Annotated in this window: 18 protein-coding genes and 1 pseudogene; 8 read left to right on the top strand and 11 right to left on the bottom strand. The window is 41.9% G+C overall.

The annotated features are described in order from the left end of the window. A partial coding sequence (locus EYW48_RS08115) for a sugar phosphate nucleotidyltransferase (protein WP_277432222.1) occupies positions 1-473 on the bottom strand: 473 nt, incomplete at its 3' end. A 360-nt stretch (positions 474-833) separates the two neighbouring features. On the opposite strand from EYW48_RS08115, the gene EYW48_RS08110 reads away from it, so the two are divergent. Further along, the gene (locus EYW48_RS08110; protein WP_277432221.1) at positions 834-1,172 is read left to right on the top strand and encodes a cytosolic protein; all 339 of its coding nucleotides are present in this window, start codon (positions 834-836) and stop codon (positions 1,170-1,172) included. A gap of 192 nt (positions 1,173-1,364) precedes the next feature. Here EYW48_RS08110 and EYW48_RS08105 read toward each other — a convergent pair whose 3' ends face one another. Both EYW48_RS08105 and EYW48_RS08100 read right to left on the bottom strand, forming a co-directional pair. Continuing rightward, positions 1,365-1,859 (bottom strand): YcxB family protein, encoded by a 495-nt coding sequence (locus EYW48_RS08105; protein ID WP_274700581.1) that lies wholly within the window; start codon positions 1,857-1,859, stop codon positions 1,365-1,367. Between the two features lie 249 nt (positions 1,860-2,108). Then, positions 2,109-2,369 carry a DUF5062 family protein gene (locus EYW48_RS08100; RefSeq protein ID WP_176245630.1) on the bottom strand — a complete coding sequence of 87 codons (261 nt, stop codon included), beginning with the start codon at positions 2,367-2,369 and terminating at the stop codon, positions 2,109-2,111. A gap of 372 nt (positions 2,370-2,741) precedes the next feature. Here EYW48_RS08100 and EYW48_RS08095 point away from each other — a divergent pair, with 372 nt between their 5' ends. Further along, entirely contained in the window at positions 2,742-3,134 is a 393-nt protein-coding gene (locus EYW48_RS08095) for a ribosome recycling factor family protein (protein WP_176245631.1), read from the top strand. A 24-nt stretch (positions 3,135-3,158) separates the two neighbouring features. On the opposite strand, the gene EYW48_RS08090 is transcribed toward EYW48_RS08095, so the two are convergent. Then, positions 3,159-3,515, bottom strand: a complete 357-nt coding sequence (locus tag EYW48_RS08090; RefSeq protein ID WP_053309925.1) for a PilZ domain-containing protein — start codon at positions 3,513-3,515, stop codon at positions 3,159-3,161. A 378-nt stretch (positions 3,516-3,893) separates the two neighbouring features. On the opposite strand from EYW48_RS08090, the gene EYW48_RS08085 reads away from it, so the two are divergent. Beyond that, the gene (locus EYW48_RS08085) at positions 3,894-5,180 is read left to right on the top strand and encodes a DEAD/DEAH box helicase (RefSeq protein ID WP_053309926.1); all 1,287 of its coding nucleotides are present in this window, start codon (positions 3,894-3,896) and stop codon (positions 5,178-5,180) included. 166 nt (positions 5,181-5,346) lie between these two features. Next, entirely contained in the window at positions 5,347-5,967 is a 621-nt protein-coding gene (locus EYW48_RS08080) for a LysE family translocator (RefSeq protein WP_277432220.1), read from the top strand. 51 nt (positions 5,968-6,018) lie between these two features. Here the strand turns inward: EYW48_RS08080 and EYW48_RS08075 are convergent, their stop codons facing one another. After that, a complete protein-coding gene (locus EYW48_RS08075; RefSeq protein WP_277432219.1) occupies positions 6,019-7,935 on the bottom strand; it encodes a bifunctional UDP-sugar hydrolase/5'-nucleotidase in 1,917 nt (638 codons plus the stop codon). A 316-nt stretch (positions 7,936-8,251) separates the two neighbouring features. Here EYW48_RS08075 and EYW48_RS08070 point away from each other — a divergent pair, with 316 nt between their 5' ends. Further along, complete coding sequence (locus EYW48_RS08070; protein WP_053309929.1) at positions 8,252-8,470, top strand: hypothetical protein; 219 nt, start codon at positions 8,252-8,254, stop codon at positions 8,468-8,470. A gap of 4 nt (positions 8,471-8,474) precedes the next feature. Here the strand turns inward: EYW48_RS08070 and EYW48_RS08065 are convergent, their stop codons facing one another. Continuing rightward, positions 8,475-8,723 carry a DUF1289 domain-containing protein gene (locus EYW48_RS08065; protein WP_053309930.1) on the bottom strand — a complete coding sequence of 83 codons (249 nt, stop codon included), beginning with the start codon at positions 8,721-8,723 and terminating at the stop codon, positions 8,475-8,477. A gap of 166 nt (positions 8,724-8,889) precedes the next feature. Here EYW48_RS08065 and EYW48_RS08060 point away from each other — a divergent pair, with 166 nt between their 5' ends. Further along, complete coding sequence (locus tag EYW48_RS08060; protein ID WP_277432218.1) at positions 8,890-9,336, top strand: META domain-containing protein; 447 nt, start codon at positions 8,890-8,892, stop codon at positions 9,334-9,336. Between the two features lie 97 nt (positions 9,337-9,433). Here EYW48_RS08060 and EYW48_RS08055 read toward each other — a convergent pair whose 3' ends face one another. The 3 genes from EYW48_RS08055 to EYW48_RS08045 all read right to left on the bottom strand — a co-directional run bounded on the left by EYW48_RS08055 (position 9,434) and on the right by EYW48_RS08045 (position 12,536). After that, positions 9,434-10,366: a class I SAM-dependent methyltransferase gene (locus EYW48_RS08055; RefSeq protein ID WP_277432225.1), complete on the bottom strand. Its 933-nt coding sequence runs from the start codon at positions 10,364-10,366 to the stop codon at positions 9,434-9,436. A gap of 11 nt (positions 10,367-10,377) precedes the next feature. Next, complete coding sequence (locus EYW48_RS08050) at positions 10,378-11,073, bottom strand: TIGR01621 family pseudouridine synthase (RefSeq protein ID WP_053309932.1); 696 nt, start codon at positions 11,071-11,073, stop codon at positions 10,378-10,380. 119 nt (positions 11,074-11,192) lie between these two features. Beyond that, entirely contained in the window at positions 11,193-12,536 is a 1,344-nt protein-coding gene (locus EYW48_RS08045; protein ID WP_171981337.1) for a sodium-dependent transporter, read from the bottom strand. A gap of 338 nt (positions 12,537-12,874) precedes the next feature. Here EYW48_RS08045 and cls point away from each other — a divergent pair, with 338 nt between their 5' ends. Both cls and EYW48_RS08035 read left to right on the top strand, forming a co-directional pair. Continuing rightward, the gene (gene cls, locus EYW48_RS08040) at positions 12,875-14,329 is read left to right on the top strand and encodes a cardiolipin synthase (RefSeq protein ID WP_053309934.1); all 1,455 of its coding nucleotides are present in this window, start codon (positions 12,875-12,877) and stop codon (positions 14,327-14,329) included. Positions 14,330-14,409: 80 nt separating this feature from the next. Further along, the gene (locus EYW48_RS08035) at positions 14,410-15,600 is read left to right on the top strand and encodes a cystathionine beta-lyase (RefSeq protein WP_277432217.1); all 1,191 of its coding nucleotides are present in this window, start codon (positions 14,410-14,412) and stop codon (positions 15,598-15,600) included. A 69-nt stretch (positions 15,601-15,669) separates the two neighbouring features. Here the strand turns inward: EYW48_RS08035 and EYW48_RS08030 are convergent. Together EYW48_RS08030 and EYW48_RS08025 are read right to left on the bottom strand one after the other, a co-directional pair. Next, positions 15,670-16,098 (bottom strand): annotated as a pseudogene (locus EYW48_RS08030) (BCCT family transporter); the annotation flags it as partial. A gap of 8 nt (positions 16,099-16,106) precedes the next feature. Continuing rightward, positions 16,107-16,670, bottom strand: coding sequence for a DNA-3-methyladenine glycosylase I (locus tag EYW48_RS08025; protein ID WP_176312244.1), 564 nt, complete (start codon positions 16,668-16,670; stop codon positions 16,107-16,109). Positions 16,671-16,682 lie beyond the last annotated feature (12 nt).

Raw genomic sequence — 16,682 nt, 5'->3', positions numbered from 1 at the left:
ACTGTCATATCTGCGTTATTTGCCACATGCTCCGCTAGTAGAGTGCCGTAGTCCATACGATATACATGGTCACCAGACAGAATTAGAATGTACTTGGGTCTATGTGAACGAATTATATCAATATTTTGATAGACCGCATCCGCTGTACCAGCATACCAGTCATCGCCCGTTCGTTGTGAAGCAGGTAAAATTTCAACAAATTGTTGAGCCCTAAAGCTTCCCCAACCGCGGCTAATGTGACGGATCAACGAGTGCGACTTGTATTGTGTAGCGATACCTACGCGGTGAATACCTGAATTGAAACAGTTTGATAGTGGAAAATCGATAATACGAAACTTACCACCAAAATATACAGCAGGTTTTGCTCGAAAATCGGTGAGTTCAAATAAACGACTACCTCGACCACCTGCCAATATCAAAGCGTAAGTGTCTTTGGTCAAATTACTGATATGTCTATCATAATTCTGGGGCATAGAGACCTCCATTGGGCGATTTATATATACTTGTAGTTATAATCGGAGCAATGTATTGATTATATGCAAGTTACTATATAGGGTAATTGTTGAATTAACTGTGACTGAAGTTAGGCATTATTACTTGAATAGCCACCAGTATCGTAGCCACTTTTAGCATTACCAAAAACAGGCCAATTTATGACAAAAGAAATGAGTCCTTATTCTTGAGCTAGAAAGGTTTGGGGCAAAGACGCATTTCAAGTTGGCCTAGTGAATGTACGGAAATGGCACTGAATTACCTCCTTTAGCAACTAAACCTCTACTACGTCCTCCCCTGGTAGTGATAAAATCTCTGCATCAGAATTATCGAGAAACTCTATGTTTATCCATCATGTTAATGGCATCGACTGGCTGGTGATTACAGCTTTTGAAGAACTGAAAACCATGTTTATCAAAGAAGCCGGTGCGATCCCCTCTTACTTCTCTGCCGCCAGTGAATTGAACCCGATTGATCAAGCCAAGCGCACTTATGGATATTTACCTACACTCAGGGGCGTGATCACTGATACCGGAACATTTCAAAGCCAAGGTAACGAAGAAGATTTAAACCCACAGCTTGCCTGCCTAGTTGAGGGACATGGTCGGGTGTTTATCTATCACGATGGTTTTGTGGCTTTTGTGGATGACGAGCAAACCTTTATTACCCGAATGAACTGAAATTTATTTAGTCATTTGAAATCGGAGAATTGGCATCCTTATCCGTTCATCCGCAAGCTTTTCGTTTATTAACTGAGGGGCGAATTGAATGGAGCCAGATCCTATCTTCAATAGGAAAAGAAATGCTAAGGTTAACTGACAAGCAGTTTCCCTAGCAAAGAATTAGCTGACATATAACTAGCCACAAGAACGTCACTTCGCTTTTGAGGCGGCGTGCTGCTCCATCATGAATACGATCACTTCTTCTTTTAAACAAGATTTGCTGACATATTGGCGTTGCTTACCTAGATGAAGTATGAATCCTAAATCGGTTTGTTCAAGTTGGTCGATTTCACTCCAAGCAATGTAGCGGTCGATTTTACCGCTTTTGTAATTCACACCGTTCGCGTTAACTTGAAACACCACTTTGTTGCCACGGCTGGAGCTAATGGTTTGTCGCCATAACCACCAAGTTCGCTTACAGTAAATACTGAACGCTTCAATAACACTCAATACGATAAAAAACCAACCGACATAACCATTAGGTAACAACTCAAACTCTAATAGAACAGTGCCAAAAATAAGAAAGAGTATCCCTTTCAGATATGCTTTTGGGAACTTAGCAGGCAGACTAGTTTGATCATAACACTCGGCAAAGAAAGGCTTGTCGAGCGTATATTCTGTGGTGAAATCGAAATCTTTAGACATGTATGGTTACTTTAAGGTATCTGTGAATGAGTATTCCATGTTGCGATCTTGGAACACAAGCATTGTATCGCGTCTCGGGCCTTATCTTTAGCAATTTTGATTCTGTTTTGTAAATCAATAATACCGAAAGATGCTAGGCGCTCTGTAATGCGATCACAGACAACTCAATAATAACCCTTGGTAGGCACGATACTTGATGAGTGTAGGTTTATTTATTTCTATTAAGCACCGGTTTCAGGCAACATAGCTTTATTTCAGAGGGTCGTTGTCTGGCAATGCATTACGCATCCAAAGTGCCAGTCTGTGTTTAATGTTTGCGCCGTCGAGCTTGCTGTCAGGTAATGGCGTGATTTGTTTGGCATCGACCAAAAATAGGTAAATCGCTTTTACTTTTACTGGTTGTGGTGACTGAGGGAGGTTAAAACCTTGCAGCGTTGCCATCTTCCCACCGATCTCAAGTGCCTTCTTAACCAGTTTATCTTCATTCTTAAGCATGGATTTTTGTGACATTGATAGAAGCCTCTTCTTAGTTTCAACTAAGAATACCTTAAGTGTTTCCAATGGCGTGTTACTAAACTCTCATATTGATAAGTTTAGGCTACAACATTCAGTAAGTGCTTAAAAAGCAAACGAAACAATGCCATAGGAGCGAAAATTGAATAGTCAACTAAGTGTTAGCGCAAAAAATACGCCAACCACGAGAAAGTGGTCACAAGCTAGGGGTGAAAAATTTGAGCCAAATAGGCACTGGCTTAGTCGATTCTCTAGTAAGTACAAAACTTGGCGTAAGCGAGATAAACTGGTCAATGTAGAGATTTCAGTTACAATCCCTTTTGTCGTAGAGCTACTCGCCACAAGTTATTGCCAATGAAGAAATAAAGCATGGAAAGTACAAACCTAACCATACCACTTCCCTCATTAATTCATCGAATTGGTGGCGATAACGCTAAGAGAGCAAAACAAGTGGCTTTCGAATACGGATGTGAATTGAAAAGAGTAAGACGCTCCAGAAACTGGCAAATCAGTGGTGAAATAAACCAACTAAAGTGTGTAGTGACAAAGCTAAGCGAGATGGATCAACAAGCGATGCTGTTTTTAATCACTAAAATGAATGATAAGATCAGGACTCTGGAAGAGAAGCTGGAGCCACGTGAAGATAAACTCACAAGGCTCATACTAGAAAATCCGAACATTACGCTATCCGAGCTCATGGCATTGACCAATTGTTCTGTCACTGAAGCTCGAACAGCCCGCTTTGCTACGGAAGATTTCTAATCTATTTCGGCTTAATATTACGACCTACGCTGAGCGCAAAGAAGAAAAATAGGTAGGATACTTCTGGCGGATATAACGCTGCTCTTCCACCATATGCTTGAAACCCGGCCCGTTAGTTAATTGAACCACGACTTCATTTTGTTGAAAACGTAAGACCTTTCCGGATATTTTAATCGAACTATCACTGCGCATATGAACCGTTCCAGACATTGACAGCCCCTGATATAAGGCCGTAGCCCGTGGCATTTCAATACGGATACCTTGTTCTGATATTTCGCTGACATGAAAAAGCTCATCATCAATTTTGACGACAGGTCTAGCTCGTTTAGGATACTTTAAACGGTAATACTGCCGTTTTTGTATAAAATCTTTATCGTCCATAATCTAACCCAGTTCTTATTTCAGCTTGCCACTCTATACCCAAACCACTTTAAGTTGCAGGTAGGCGGCAAGTAAGTGAATCCCCATGAGCATAGATAAACTATGTGATTGGGGTGAGCGAACGTAGCCAACACCGCTGCAACTTCAAAGGAAGGGTATATAACCATGGCGATTTGGCAAACCAACAGTTTATCACTTATTATCGACCTGCAAAGTAAAAACATGAAGCTAAATCCTGTCGTTCAGCGACGTGTACAACACAATAATAGAGATTATTTATCCCTAAAGCTGAGAAACGAGAGATAAATCACTCTAAATCCTATATAGTGCGCGGCTAAAATGAAGAAATGTAGGCTGTCTGCTTAAGGAACTCGTAAAATGTCATTTTCATCTCAAGGTTTTGCACCTGAACTTGTTAAAGCTCTTGCTGATTGTGGATATGAAAAACTCACACCAATTCAAGAACAAGCCATTCCAATGGCTCGTAAAGGGCATGATATTTTTGCCACTGCGCAAACTGGTACGGGTAAAACAGCCGCGTTTTCACTCCCTGTTATTCAACACCTATTAGACAGCGGTAAATCCCCATCCCGCTGCACTGCACGTGCACTTATTTTAGCTCCGACTCGTGAGTTAGTGGCACAAATCGCCCAAAACATTAAAGACTACGTGAAATATACGTCGTTAAGCGTTGCAGCGGTTTATGGCGGTAATAAGATGTCATCACAAGTTCGTCAACTTGATTTAGGTGTCGATATTTTAGTGGCAACACCAGGACGTTTAGAAGAACACCTTAGTGAAGGCAATGTTTCTCTCTCTCAACTTGAATTTCTAGTGTTTGATGAAGCCGACCGTATTTTGGATATGGGTTTCATTACCCCTGTTCGTAAAATTATGTTGGAAGTTGAAACATCGCCTCAAATTATGATGTTTTCCGCTACCACCTCAACACAGTTAAACCAGCTTGCTGGCGATATTTTACGCAAACCGAAACGCATTAGTGTTGATCGTGCAAACACAACTGCGAGCACTGTGGCCCACGTCGTTTATCCGGTTGATCAAGAACGTAAAACCGAGCTTCTTTCTGAACTAATTGGCCGTAAAAACTGGCGACAAGTGCTGGTGTTTGTGAACTACAAAGAAACAGCTAATGAAGTGGTTAAAGAGCTGAAACTCGATGGCATTAAAGCCGTACTATGCCATGGTGATAAAGCACAAAGTGCTCGTCGCCGCGCATTAGATGAATTCAAAGAAGGTAAAGCACGGGTGATGGTTGCCACCGATGTAGCTGCACGTGGTTTAGATATCGAAGACCTTCCACATGTTATTAACTATGATATGCCTTTCCTTGCTGAAGATTATGTGCACCGCATTGGACGTACCGGCCGTGCAGGAAAACAAGGACATGCCGTTTCTTTTGTTAGCCGTGAAGAAGAATTAACTGTTGTTCAGGTAGAAAGCTTGATTCAGCAGCGTATTCGCCGAGTAGAGCAGCCAGGTTACGAACCGAAAAAGCGTGATGCGTATATTGAAAAACTCAATACTAAAGATGCATTTAAAAATCGCCAAGGTCGCCGTAATAATCCTAACGAAGACAAACCCGACCAAGCCTCTGCCGAGCGTCGTTTATCAATGATGAACCGCTTAAAAAGTCGTCGTAAGTAAATAAATTGCGTTCGAACAATAATACGAGAGCTGCGCATTGCGCAGCTTTTTTGTTGTATCGGTATTCAATATTGACTCACCGCACACCGTCAAACGTTATGTCCCATAGTGATAACTATTTTTAATGGTGTATGCTAACGCTTTAGTTTTCCAAACGGATTTTTTGATGAACAGTACGTTACTCTTAGCATTTATTCCTACGTTCTTTTTTGTTTCCATCACACCCGGTATGTGCATGACCTTAGCGCTCACTTTGGGAATGAGTATTGGCTACCGACGAACATTATGGATGATGATTGGAGAACTGGTTGGTGTTGCCGTGGTTTCGGTCGCAGCAGTACTAGGAATCGCTTCTATCATGCTAAGCTTTCCATGGCTGTTCACGTTATTCAAAACGGTTGGCGCACTCTACCTCGGTTATCTCGGCGTTCAAATGTGGCGTTCAAAGGGAAAGCTTGCACTCAGCAATGAACAGCAACCCACGAAGGTGGGCAAAGACTGGGATCTCATCGTGCAAGGGTTTGTAACCGCGATTGCAAACCCTAAAGGCTGGGCGTTTATGATATCGCTACTGCCACCTTTTATTGATAGCGATGCCCCACTCACCCCACAGCTACTTTTGCTGGTTTCCATTATTTTACTTTCAGAATTTATCTGCATGACCCTTTACGCGACGGGTGGTCGAAGTTTAAAACGTGTTCTGGGACATTCTGAAAACGTACGCTTACTGAATCGCGTCTCTGGGACATTAATGATTAGCGTTGGGATTTGGTTGTTAGTGAGTTGAACGCTTAAGATAAAAAGCTCTGACAAACATGTCAGAGCTTAAGTATTTCAATCAGTTTAGAAAGTTGTCATTCAATGCCTTGATCAATACTATCTCTCGATTGAGATTGATTTTCTCGACAGACGAAGCTTTCTCAATCAGTTTGATGCGAGTATCTAATGCCTCTTTCGTCATCTCTTTACTATCAAACTTCAATGCTTTGACATTAATCGACGCAATATTACTGTAACGACCATCATCACTACTCGGTACATCAATTTGACCACTGTTAATCAGGTTTTTTACGACTTCTCTCTCTGCGTCATAACCATGCAGGCCCACTAATTTCCAACGTTGCATTAGCTTGCCTTCATATTGGCCTTTTTTCTCTTCGGTTAAATAACGAATGGCTAAGTTTCTTATGGTGCCTTCACCTTCACCATACTCAGCTTCTGTATCAAAAATCACAGGGAACGTTCTACCTTCAAGACTGCCACCTTTCTGAGTTAAATGCCCCATTCGATAGCTGTTCATCCCGAGACGAATTTCACTATTATCTTGAATCCGTTGACCATCCGCAAAACTTAAGTCCTTAATACGCTGGCCTTCTGGCTGACTTAAATCAATGGTATAAGTCACCCCAGCAAAAAAATCATTAGTTGAGTACTTAGAAGCACGTCTTTTAGGATTAAAACTGTAAGTTACGTCGCCGTCCTGCACAGAATTAAAATAGCCAGCAGACCACTCCATATAAGCTTTAAGTTCCTTACCTGTCATCTGATAAACTGTGATTTCACCACCAGCATATTGATAGTTATACGCAATATCTTTAGCTTTGATCGGACCGACATCAAGTTCTGCATTATCGTTGTCAATTTGCAGAGCAATCACATTAGCTTTGGGGGCATAGAAAAAACTGGCTTCTTGAAATAACGCACTAATCCCCGTGTCTTGAATATGCACTTGAGGGATACCACGAATTTCATTCTCTGGTACTAGGTCGATTCCGTTAAGCTGAGCAATTTCACGATTGGCGTTTTGTCGTAAACGGTCATGGTATGGCGCGTAAAGCTGCTCCATTTTAGTATCTGAATCAACGCCGCTAATGGAATAAGTGAAACTGTCTTTGTTGATAAGGGTATATTTCCCTCCACGCTCTTCAAACTGAAAGTCAATACGAGATAAAGCACGTCCGTATTTATCTGGCTCAGTTATAATCACACCATTGACTACCGCTTTATCAATTTTAGTATGCATATGGCCAGCGACGATAGCATCAATTTCTGGGTTTGCATTGGCAATGTCTGACACACCAGTATCTTGAATGTCATTTTCGTTGTCTAGGCCCATATGTGCGACTAACACAATAGCATCAACGTTATTTTTGATCCGTTGGACAATTTTTTTAACTTCTAACGTTGGGTTGGTAAAAGTCATTCCTTCCAACCGATTTGTTCCTTCCGCAAAGACTTGCGTCATTGGCGTATCCATCCCGATAACACCTATTTTGATATTATCTTTTTCAATGACGGTATACGCAGGAAGAAACGGATTTCCATCGGGTCTTTGAATGTTTCCAGCCAACGCCTTTCCTTCAAACTGTGTAAGTGAACGGTTAAGCACAGCTAAGCCAAAGTCAAATTCGTGGTTTCCCAAAACCCACACATCGTATTGCATTTCATTGAACCCTAACATCATCGGGTCAACCGCTTCATGTTTAAATGTTTCAACGAAGTTACCCTGAATCGTATCGCCAGCATCCACTAAAATAACATGCGTATCCTGTTCTCTTATCTGTTTTACTTTGGTGGCAATTTGGCTCAAGCTGCCATGCATGTTCGACTTATCAGCAGCATAATCCCAAGGCATAAAATGCCCATGGATATCTGACGTACCAAGAACAGTAACATTATGAATGTCGCCATCGGCAGCAAAAGAAGGAATGGCTAAAGAGGCCAGTATTGCACTAGTAACAATTTTAAGTTTCATAGACTACTCATATACTTATGAAAAAACTATTTATGAAAAAAGACATATTAAAACGCGGTAATAATAGCGACTTGATACTTTTATTTTGTGATTAATTATCAACTTTCATAGCAACACAATGAATTCCTCACGGTTTAATGTGACAAAGCTCACCATAAAGATGAATAAATCACCTGAAAAATTTATTTTAAGCTAAATCATAACCTTACTTTTTTAATGAGAATTTTGTGTGAAATTTAATCAAAGGTTGAGTTGACGGCCTGTGCGAACAGATCTATTTTTTCTATTGGTCATTACAACACTGGAGGTTATAGAAATGAAACGTGCGAGCTCAACCTATCGGCTACAGTTAATCAAAGAAGTCGCAACGCGGCATCAACGACAACTTTCTAATGATCCTATGGCGAACTACATTCAACAGTTGCTCGATAGTAAACCTGAGCTAGAACACCCCGACATTAATAGACGCTTCAATGGTAATCATTTTGATGAACGAGTTGGTGGTTGGGTGAGCGATCATTGGGGATTAAAGTAACCCCTTAGAATAGATCCTGCTGTGGGCTAATGGCCTGCCCTGCACTTTTTGCTTCTTGCGTTTTGTGTTGCATTTTCCGCTTATAACGTTGTCGGCAAAGCTTTATCACATGTAACTGCTGAGCAGGCGTCATCGAAAGCCAATTAAAACGCTCTTCTCTTTTTCTCATGCATCCGTGGCAGTAGCCTTTATTGTCTACAGTGCAAACACCGATACAGGGGCTTGGTACATTAAAAAATTCAAGTTGCTCCATATTTAGCTCAGCAGTCTGATGTATTTCTAATAGTGTTATATACTTATTTCTGTGTCATTTAGCGGTTACAAGACACAACGAATATAAAACAATAACCTTATACTGACAAAAACGCCGTTCGATTTAATATACTTACCACGTTTTCAACATTCTGGAGTCGAATAATATGAAGCTTAGTTCAAAAAAGTTACTTGCTGCAATTTCTCTACCTGTACTCATGACTGCCTGTGCAAGTAGTGGTGATAACGTGAAACAAATCACGGCTCAAGATCTACAGCACCACAACTGGCAACTTGTCCAAATTGATGGTAAAGAAGTTACCAATGCCGATAAACAAAAGGCACCACGTCTTGAAATCGGTGAAAAAATGATGGCAAGTGGTAATGCGGGGTGTAATAACTTCTTTGGCCAAGCTGAGTTGAAAGACAACCAGTTCCGCATCGAAAAAATGGGCATGACTATGATGATGTGTGTTGGCGATGTGATGGACACAGAGCAGGCATTCTCTCAAACGCTTTCTGATTGGAGCGACATCACTGTCACCAAAGACGGGCTAACATTGAAGAATGATGTACACAATCTGACATTTACCCTACGTGACTGGGTAAACTAGTTTACGCGGATGTACTCCTTTTAAAAATGGCAGCGTTAATCGCTGCCATTTTTCTATCTGTTGCTCTCTATTTCAATGATGCTCGAGAGCATCCTGATTACGAGAAAACTAGCGCTTTTAAACTTGCTTGTGGATCGATATCTTCAAACTCAGGTGGGTTTTCTAAACGCTGTTGAAAAGTAAGCGAAGGAGCTTCTACCTTCATACCTTCAATAAGAAAATCACACGTTACCGATGGCGAATTAACGCACGCTAGTACTTCACCTCCTTGAGCAAGTAGATCTGGAAGGCGACGTAAAATCTTTTGATAATCTTTGGTTAATGCAAAACTACCTTTTTGGAATGATGGCGGATCGATCACAATCAAATCATAAGGACCTGATTTTTTAATTTTCCCCCATGACTTGAAAATATCATGTCCAAAAAACTTCACTTGGCTAAGGTTATGGCCATTTAATATGTGGTTTTCTCGACCTTTCGATAGCGAGGCTTTTGCCATATCGACATTTACTACGCTATCAGCACCACCTTGCATTGCCGCAACAGAAAAGCCACAAGTGTAAGCAAATAAATTCAAAACGTTTTTATGCTTTGCATTAGCTTGTACCCATTCACGGCCACAGCGCATATCCAAAAATAAGCCAAAACTTTGGTTACGGCCAATACTTAACTGATATTTCAAGCCATTTTCAATCACAACAGGAAAGGCATCTAATTCTCCCCATAACACCTCAGAAGGAGCACCTTCAGCATAACGGTGTTGCAGTAAAATACAGCGCCCCTGCTTTTGCTGCCATAGCGGACTGTTTGTCAGGCAAACCAGCCCTTGCTTTAGATCAACTAAAAAAGCATCGTCCACCGCTTTAAATAGATTGACGACCAATTGACCTTGGAGCCAATCGCACGTTAGCTGCTCTAAACCTGAAAACCTGCGACCACGACCATGGAATAAGCGCCGAATTTCATCTGGGCTTTGTGCGAGTTGCTGTTCAATGTGTTCAAAAAAAAGGGCAAGTGCTGAGCATTGCATGTTGTGTTCTGTCATTTTTTTACTTTCGGCCAAGCTAAATTCCAAGGAGCTAACCAAGATTCAATACCTTGGCAAACTATCGTTGAGTTCCACTGATGACCCATATCATCTTGATTACGTGGATCACATATAAATTGATACTGATGATTAAGATACGAGAACCTTAAAGCAAAGGCGTGTAAATATCCTCGGTCAGCTACATTACTACCATTATAAATGGGGTCCCCCACAATAGCTGAACCAATCGATTTTAATGCAACCCTTATCTGATGAGTTTTACCAGTCAATGGCTTACATAAAAAGAGACGCTCACCTGGTTCTGCTGTCAGTGAGAAAAATTGTGTGATAGCAGGGTTATTATAAGTATTCATCAGTTTCCAAGCAGAACGTCTTGAACGCTCCATATCACCACTGATTAAACCCTGTTTTTTCTTAGGCTTGTTGCTACCCAGTGCTAGATAGTATTTTTCCACTTCTCGGTCAGCAAACGCTTGCGACAAAATACTCGCCGCTTGCTGTGTACGTGCGAGCAATAAAATACCTGACGTCATTTTGTCCAGACGATGAACAAGATAAAGCTGTTGATCACCGGAAACTTTACCAACTTCCTGCAATAGCATGGTCTCGCCATCATCTTTATGAACAGAAACATTTGGGTATTTATTGATGATCAGAAAATCGGAATGTGTATAAAGAATATCGAACATACAGCCTCTCATGATAAGGCTGGGATTATACCTTTAAAAAACAATAATCGGCAGGATAGAGTGAGCTTTATTGATAAAACAAAAGCGGTGAATACACCGCTTTTGTTTAAGTATTAAACTTAAAGAATCGAGTAGAGGAATACCGCCATGATCGCCACAGGGCAAACGATTCGTACATACCAAGGCCAGATCTTCCAAAATAAACCTTGTTCGATCTCTGGATTGCCTTGTTTAAGCTCTTCAAGAACTTTATTACGCTGCCAGATCCAACCCACTACAATTGCCCACACCACACCCAACAATGGCTGCATATAGACTGTTGATACATCGGCAATCAGGCCAAATAGTGCACCAAAATTAAGTGAAATAACGATGCTAAGTATTAGAATGGCACCACCAATCAACCATGTTGCTTTACTACGATCCATTTTCAGTTCGTCTTGAGCACAAGAAACAGGTACTTCTAATAATGAAATGGAAGAGGTTAATGCAGCGATAACCATCAGGATAAAGAAGCCAACGCCAATAATCATCCCGCCTGAGCCCATAGTGTCAAACATTGCTGGTAATACCGCAAAGACAAGGTCACCAGAGCTCAATAGATTGCCTGCACTATCAAAGATTTCAACCCCGTGATTTTTTGCAACATACATCGCAGGAAGAATCAAAAGACCTGCAGCGAAGGCGACACCTGTATCAATCGCAGCCACTTGAGCTGCTGTCTTCGGTAAATTGACATCTTTTTTGATGTATGAACCGTAAACCATCATCGAACCCACACCGAGTGACAATGAGAAGAAAGCTTGCCCCATTGCATCCACTAAAAGACCCGCGTTGATGTGTGATACATCAGGCACAAGGTACATTTTCAAGCCTTCCATTGAACCATCTTGAGTGAAAATATACGCAATCATCACAGCAAACAGCACAAATAGAACAGGCATCAGACGGGTTGACCATTTCTCAATACCGTCGGCTACGCCTTTTTGCACCACATAAATCGTCAGCAATGAAAAGAGCGAGGCTAGAACAACATTACGAGCACCACTAAAATTCACTAACCAATCAGCTGCTGATTGTAATCCTACCATTTCTAAAATCGGTGCGGCAGCAAAGCCCATCAACCAACCCGCAAGAATAGAATAAAAGCTAAGAATCATTGAAGCCGCAACCATCGCTATCGCACCGAATAGAGCCGCCGCTTTCTTATTTTTTGTCCAAATTGATTTCAAAGAAGCAATAGGGTTTGACTGACCATGACGACCAATCGTTAACTCTGCGACCAACATTGGATAAGCGATCAAAAACACCATGGCCAAATAGATGACTAAAAATGCCGCACCGCCATTACTAGCCGCTTTGGTTGGGAAGCCCCATACGTTACCTAAACCAACAGCCGAACCAGCTGCCGCCATGATAAAACCAATTCTCGAAGAGAAATGACCTCTTGAACTACTTGCCATAAGATATTTACCAAAATTGTGTTTGCCAAGCGATGCTAAAATTGAGTGTAAACTTTTAGTTACACTTATAAGGATATTAAGTCGCACCAAGATGATGGCAAGTAAATCAGTTTAAGATTAGAATTGGAAGCCCGAACAGCATAAATTATGGGTTTCACCATCATTTCGCAGCTTAATCGTTGCTTTTTTGTGCTCAGCTCTTATTTTTTAAACTGCTGTTATCAAATTGGTAACACCATTCATCTGTCACTGTTTTCATATTATTTACAGCAATAAACTTTCTTACTTCGTCCTTTCCCTTTACTATCTTTACTTACTCTAGCGACAAGATTGACTGCATGGATAAGGTTTACCACATTCTTACATTAGCTGGCATTGCAATATATTGGTTGCTGGTTGCCGCTGTTACATTACGCGTTGTATTGAAACGTAGAGCCGTAAGCGTTTCGCTTGCATGGCTGATGGTTATTTATATCATTCCTATTGTTGGGGTGATTTTCTATTTTCTGATTGGCGAGCTCAATTTAGGTCGAAAACGAGCCGAACGAGCAAAAGAAATGTTCACGCCTTATGAAGGCTGGTTTAGGCAACTTAACGACTGCCAAGCTCATGCTCCAGAAGGTATGGGCGCTCATATCTACAAGATTGACGAACTTTGCAATCACCGAATGGGAATACCAGCACTAAGTGGCAACACACTTTCGCTTCAAACCTCTCCCAATGAAATCTTGCATTCTATTATCGACGACATAGAAGCTGCAAAAATCAGTATTCAAATGGTTTTTTACATCTGGCATCCAGGTGGATTGGCTGATTCTGTTGCTTCAGCACTTATCCAAGCAGCCAAGCGCGGTGTACAGGTTAAACTGTTACTTGATTCAGCAGGCAGTCCGCGATTTTTCAGAAGCCATTGGCACCAAATGATGAAAGATGCTGGCATTGAAGTCGTTCAAGCACTAGAAGTCAGCCCTTTACGGATTTTTTTACGCCGCCTCGATTTAAGGCAGCATCGAAAAATCATTATCATTGATGATAAAGTCGCTTACACCGGGTCGATGAACCTCGTTGACCCAGCTTACTTCAAGCAAAATTCTGGCGTTGGTCAGTGGGTGGATATCATGGTCCGCGTAACTGGCCCTGCTGTTAATGTGCTGTCTGCCATCCATTGCTGGGACTGGGAAGTGGAAACGGGGACTCGCATGCTACCCAACACTCCGGAATGCCAAATAACCCCAGATCAACCACAGCACCCTGTTCAGGTTGTTCCATCAGGTCCAGGTATGCCTGAAAACTTGATATTACAAGTGCTGACACTGGCCATTAACCAAGCCAATAAGTCAGTAAGAATAACCACCCCTTACTTTGTGCCAAGTGCGGATTTACTGGCCACACTAAAAATGACGGCGCAACGTGGTATTAATGTTGAACTGATCATTCCCCATAAAAATGACTCTACGATGGTGCAGTGGGCTTCACGTGCCTTTTATGGAGAATTGCTTGAAGCTGGTGTGAAAATCTATGAATTTTACGGTGGCTTATTACATACAAAATCGGTAGTGATCGATGAGCAGTTCTGTTTAGTCGGCACCGTCAATATTGATATGCGCAGCTTATGGCTAAACTTTGAGGTCACTCTCGCCGTTGATGATCAATCATTTACTAAAGAAATGCATTGGTTACAGCAACATTACATTGAGCAATCTCATGCTGTTGACTACAGCGAATGGGAACAACGCCCGCTTCATCATCGTTTCTTTGAACGTTTGTTCTATTTATTCAATCCTCTACTATAAGTTTTTATCATTTCGGGGTTGCCAACCAAGGCAGCTCCATGTTTTAAATAGACGATTATCTTTCCAGACAAGGATTTCTGATGTCAGAAGGCAAAAAGACTCAACTCGTGACAGCGGGGCGTGACAAAAAGTGGACAAATGGGGTAGTCAATCCGCCAATTCAACGTGCATCGACAGTGGTTTTTGATAGCGTTGCTGAAAAAAACCATGCGACGATAAACCGTGCAAATAAAACCTTATTCTATGGGCGTCGTGGCACACATACTCACTTTGCTTTTCAAGAGGCGATGGTCGAAATTGAAGGCGGCGCAGGCTGTGCACTTTTCCCGTGTGGAGCTGCGGCAATCGCCAATGCCATTCTTTCCTTTGTTGCAACTGGCGACCATATATTGATGGTCGATACCTGTTATGAACCGACCCGTGATTTTTGCGAAAAAATCATGAAGAAAATGGGTATAGAAACCACCTACTACCCTCCAACGATTGGCGAAGGTATCCGCGAGTTAATTCAACCGAATACTAAGGTACTCTTTACTGAATCACCAGGTTCAATCACCATGGAAGTGCAAGATATCCCAACCCTTTCACGCATTGCTCATGAACAAGATATTGTCGTGATGCTAGATAATACTTGGGCAGCAGGCGTTAACTTCTCACCTTTTGAATATGGGGTTGATATCTCGATCCAAGCGGCAACCAAATACATAGTTGGTCACTCAGATGTGATGCTAGGCACCGCCATCGCCAATGAAAAACATTGGGATCAACTACGAGAACAGAGCTACTTAATGGGACAATGTATCTCACCTGATGATGCTTACTTAGGTTTACGTGGTTTAAGAACCCTTGATGTTCGCTTACGCCAACATGAAAAAAACAGCTTGGAAGTCGCGAAATGGCTTGCTGATCGCCCAGAAGTCGACCATGTTCGCCACCCAGCGCTGGAGTCCTGTCCTGGTCATGAGTTTTATAAACGTGATTTCACTGGCGGAAATGGCCTGTTCTCCTTTGTGTTGAAAACGAGCAATCCGCGAGCAACCACAGCCTTACTCGATGGCATGAAGCATTTCAGTATGGGTTATTCGTGGGGAGGCTTTGAAAGCTTAATTCTTGCTAATGAACCAAAGAGTTTTGACTCGTTGAGAACCGTAGCCAATCCGCATTTTTCAGGAACCTTGATTCGCCTACATATCGGTTTGGAAGATGTTGAAGACCTCATTGCTGATTTAGACGCGGGGTTAGAGCGCTATACTCAACAACTCAATCAGTAATCATTGAAATAACACAGCAATACAAAAAGGCCGCCCCATGAAACGAGCGGCTTTTTTTATTGAATATCGCTACAATTGCTTTAATTGTTGCTCTTCTAGCATTAGTCTTGCGTAGCGCGGCGCTGTCCAAAGCGTTGGCAGCAATATCAAGGAAACGGGCACCGCAGTGATAACAATAAACGACTGTAATGCAGAAACACCACCTTCCCCTAAAGAAATCAATGCAATCGCAATCGCTCCCATCATGATGCCCCAAAACGCACGTAAATAGGGGTGCGGGTCATTATTTCCACTCATGACCACACTCATGGTATAAGTCATCGAGTCACCAGTGGTCACGATGAAAGTAGTGGTCAGTACCAAAAATAATAAAGAGATCACCACAGGAAATGGAAGCTGCTGAGTAATGGCAAGCAATGCTCCAGGTAAATTAAATCCTTCAAAGCCTGCGCTCACACTACCGGGTTGTGCAATTTCAAAATCTAGACCAGAACCACCGAAGTTAGTTAAGTTCGCTGTGGACAGTCTTCAAGATGGTCGTTGACCATACCAACTGCCTGCATGAATGCGTAGCAAATTGTTTCTCCAACAAATTTGAAACCACGTTTTTTCAAAAATTGGCTCATTGCTTTTGAAATTTCAGTTGCAGCAGGCACCTCCCCCATCGAATGCCAATGATTGACAATGGGAAGTCCATCGACAAACTGCCATAACGCGTTAGATAATGAGCCATATTCTTGCTGAAGCGCTATTGCTGCTCGCGCATTAGAATATACAGAGGCAATCTTTCCTTTGTGTTTCACCACATCAAAATGCTCAATAATGTATGGCACTCGTGCCTCATCATATTGCGCTAGAACTTGAAGATCATACCCTTCAAACGCGACACGATATCCTTCACGTTTTTTTAAGATGGTGATCCAACTTAGGCCAGCTTGCGCACCTTCCAAGGTGATGAACTCAAACAAAACCGTATCGTCATAAACCGGAACTCCCCACTCTTGGTCGTGATATTCACGTTCAAGTGGATGATTCATTGCCCATGCACAAGTAGTATCGTGATCGCTCATCGCTAATCCTTA

It is taken from the genome of Vibrio sp. 1180_3 (genome assembly GCF_029478545.1).
GTDB classification, from domain to species: Bacteria; Pseudomonadota; Gammaproteobacteria; order Enterobacterales; family Vibrionaceae; genus Vibrio; species Vibrio aestuarianus.
This window is presented reverse-complemented; position numbering and strand designations above follow the sequence as displayed.